We start from the raw sequence: 3,264 nt of genomic DNA, 5'->3' as shown, positions 1-3,264 counted from the left end.
CGCCTGCCGCGGCCCAGCAGCCGCCCGCGCGCCTGCGCTCCAGCGGCACGCTGGGCGCGGAAAGCCGGTGATGGGGGACGCGCAGGCCGCGCCCCGCGACTCCATCGTCACGGCCGAGAGCCGGCTGGAAGCCCGCCACCTGCAAAAGTCCTATGGCGGGCGCAAGGTGGTGCAGGACGTGTCGCTGGCGGTGGACAAGGGCGAGGTGGTCGGCCTGCTGGGTCCCAACGGGGCGGGCAAAACCACCTCGTTCTACATGATCGTGGGCCTGGTGCGCGCCGACGCCGGCGAGATCTCCATCGAGGGCCGCGCGGTCGAGGACATGCCGATCCACCGCCGCTCGCGCCTGGGCTTGTCCTACCTGCCGCAGGAAGCGTCGATCTTCCGCAAGCTCAACGTGGCCGACAACGTGCGCGCCGTGCTGGAGCTGCAGCGCGGCGACGACGGCCGCTCGCTGCCGGGCGCCGAAATCGAGAAGCGCCTGGGCGCGCTGCTGCAGGACCTGCGGGTGGACCACCTGCGCGACTCGCCCGCGGTGGCGCTGTCGGGCGGCGAGCGCCGCCGCGTGGAGATCGCGCGGGCGCTGGCCACGCAGCCGCGCTTCATCCTGCTGGACGAGCCGTTCGCCGGCATCGACCCGATCGCGGTGATCGAGATCCAGCGCATCATCGGCTTCCTGAAATCGCGCGGCATCGGCGTGCTCATCACCGACCACAACGTGCGCGAAACCCTGGGCATCTGCGACCACGCCTACATCATCAGCGAGGGCCGCGTGCTGGCGCAGGGCACCCCCTCGGAGATCGTCAACAACGCCGACGTGCGCCGGGTATATCTCGGCGAGCATTTCCGCATGTGATGGCCTCGCCTGCAGTTCGATGAAGCAGGGCTTATCCCTTCGGGTTTCCCAGCACCTGGCGCTCACGCCGCAGCTGCAGCAGTCGATCCGGCTGCTGCAGCTGTCCACCCTGGAACTGAGCCAGGAAATCCAGCAGATGCTGGACGACAACCCGTTCCTGGACACCACGCAGGACGAGGCCGCGCGCGAGGAGTTCGGCATCGCGCAGGCGGATGCGCCGGCCGCGCGCGATGACGACGAGTTCGACCGCGCCGACGCGCCGGCGGTAGCCACCACGCCGTCGAGCGATTCCGCCCCGGCGCCGGATACCCCGGCGTCGGACACCCCGGACGCGCCCGACGACGACGGCCCCAGCTGGGACGGCGACGGCAGCACGGAGGTCGTGCCCGACGACGGCGAATGGGGCGGCGACGCGCCGGCGCGCAAGAACACGGGCGACGACGACAACGTGGAAGCGGCCGAACTCGCGCGCAGCCACGAGACGCTGCAGGACGTGCTGCACCGCCAGATGCTGTCGCTGCGCCTGGGCGAGGAGGACCGCGCCGCGCTGCGCTACCTGATCGAGTCGCTCAACGACGACGGCTACCTCGAGGACTCGCTGGACAGCCTGGCCCACGGGCTGTCGCCGCACGACCTGGAGCAGCGGGAAGAGCTGCTGCATCGCTTCACCGTGGCGCTCGGCCTGCTGCAGAGCCTGGAGCCCACCGGCGTGGGCGCGCGCAACCTGGGCGAATGCCTGGCGCTGCAGCTGCGCGCGCGGCTTGCGCAGGCGCCCGGCGACGAGGCCGCGCAGGCCGCGCTGCGCATGTGCAAGCAGCCGCTGGAATTGCTGGCGCGGCGCGACATCAAGCGGCTGGCGCAGCTGTGCGGCGACAGCGAAGCGGCGATGAAGGCGGGGCTGGCGGTGATCGCGCGGCTGGAGCCGAAACCGGGCCGGCGCTTCGTCGACACCGAGCGCCACATCATCGTGCCCGACGTGATCGTCAAGCGCGTGGGTGGCGGCGGCAACGCGCGCTTTCGCGTGCAGCTCAATCCCGACGTGGTGCCGCGGCTGCGCGTGCACGACGTCTATGCCGGCGCGCTGAAGGCGCACCGCGGCGAGGGCCACCAGGCGCTGCAGCAGCGGCTGCAGGAGGCGCGCTGGTTCATCAAGAACATCCAGCAGCGCTTCGACACCATCCTGCGCGTGTCCTCGGCCATCGTGGAGCGGCAGAAAAGCTTCTTCGTGCACGGTGAGCTCGCCATGCGGCCGCTGGTGCTGCGCGAGATCGCCGACGAGCTGGGCCTGCACGAATCCACCATCTCGCGCGTGACCACCGCCAAGTACATGGCTACGCCGTTCGGCACCTTCGAGCTGAAGTACTTTTTCGGCTCGGCCCTGGGCACCGAGACCGGCGGCAACGCCTCCAGCATCGCGGTGCGCGCGCTGATCCGGCAGTTCGTCGCCGCCGAGAGCACGCGCAAGCCGCTGTCCGACAGCCAGATCTCCGAGATGCTCAAGGAGCAGGGGATCGAGTGCGCGCGCCGCACCGTCGCCAAATACCGCGATGCGCTGCGCATCGCGCCGGCCAACCTGCGAAAGTCGCTGTGACCGCATTCACCTTGTTCCTGCCCTGCGCCGCCGGCGTCGAGGATTACCTGGCGGCCGAAGTGCTGCGCATCTGCGGGCCCGCGGCCCGCACGCAGAGCGCGCGCGGCGGCGTCACGCTGCAAGGCGCCTGGGCCGACATCCTGCGGCTGAACCTGCACAGCCGCCTCACGCAGCGCGTGTTGGTGCGGCTGTTCCAGGGCGCGTACCGCGGCGAGCAGGACCTCTATGCGGCGGCGATGTCGGTGCCGTGGGAAGAGTGGTTCGGCCAGCGCAGCAGCTTCAAGATCGAGGTGACGGCGCAGCACAGCCCGCTGAAAAGCCTGAACTTCGCCGCGCTGAAGATCAAGGACGCGGTGGCCGACCGCTTTCGCGACAAGTTCGGCGCGCGCCCCGACGTGGAGACGCGCCACCCCGACGTGCGCATCTTCGTCCACCTCACGGCCGACGCGCTCACGCTGTACATCGACACCTCGGGCGAGCCGCTGTTCAAGCGCGGCTGGCGCGAGGACAAGGGCGACGCGCCGCTGAAGGAAACGCTGGCCGCCGCCATGATCGCCGCCAGTGGCTGGGACGGCACCGTGCCGCTGTACGACCCGTGCTGCGGCAGCGGCACCATCGCCATCGAGGCGGCGCAGGTCGCCTGCAACATCGCGCCCGGCCTGCTGCGCCGCTTCGGCTTCGAGACGCTGCTGCCGCACGACCGCGCCGCCTGGACCGCGCACAAGGAAGAGGCGCTGGCCGCGCGCCGCCCGGCCGCGGCGCCGGTGTTCGGCAGCGACGTGGCCTTTCGCATGGTCGACTTCGCGGTGCGCAACGC

At 70.9% G+C, this 3,264-nt stretch carries 3 protein-coding genes; all 3 read left to right on the top strand.

Going from position 1 to position 3,264, the window contains the following annotated elements:
• Positions 1-70: 70 nt before the first annotated feature.
• The gene (gene lptB, locus H0U68_RS15200) at positions 71-856 is read left to right on the top strand and encodes an LPS export ABC transporter ATP-binding protein (RefSeq protein WP_296357027.1); all 786 of its coding nucleotides are present in this window, start codon (positions 71-73) and stop codon (positions 854-856) included.
• A gap of 19 nt (positions 857-875) precedes the next feature.
• Complete coding sequence (gene rpoN, locus H0U68_RS15195) at positions 876-2,447, top strand: RNA polymerase factor sigma-54 (RefSeq protein ID WP_296357025.1); 1,572 nt, start codon at positions 876-878, stop codon at positions 2,445-2,447.
• The coding region (locus tag H0U68_RS15190) for a THUMP domain-containing protein (RefSeq protein WP_296357023.1) at positions 2,444-3,264 on the top strand (821 nt) is incomplete at its 3' end. The genes rpoN and H0U68_RS15190, both read left to right, overlap by 4 nt.

The sequence above is a fragment of the Ramlibacter sp. genome, assembly GCF_013697775.1.
In the GTDB taxonomy this organism is placed as follows: Bacteria; Pseudomonadota; Gammaproteobacteria; order Burkholderiales; family Burkholderiaceae_C; genus Ramlibacter.
Note: the sequence above shows the minus strand (reverse complement) of the source record. Positions and strands in the feature narration are given on the sequence as shown.

Bases quoted from the DNA above. Each gene is read 5' to 3' on its own strand.
- rpoN (WP_296357025.1), top strand. From the start codon at position 876: ATGAAGCAGGGCTTATCCCTTCGGGTTTCCCAGCACCTGGCGCTCACG.
- lptB (WP_296357027.1), top strand. From the start codon at position 71: ATGGGGGACGCGCAGGCCGCGCCCCGCGACTCCATCGTCACGGCCGAG.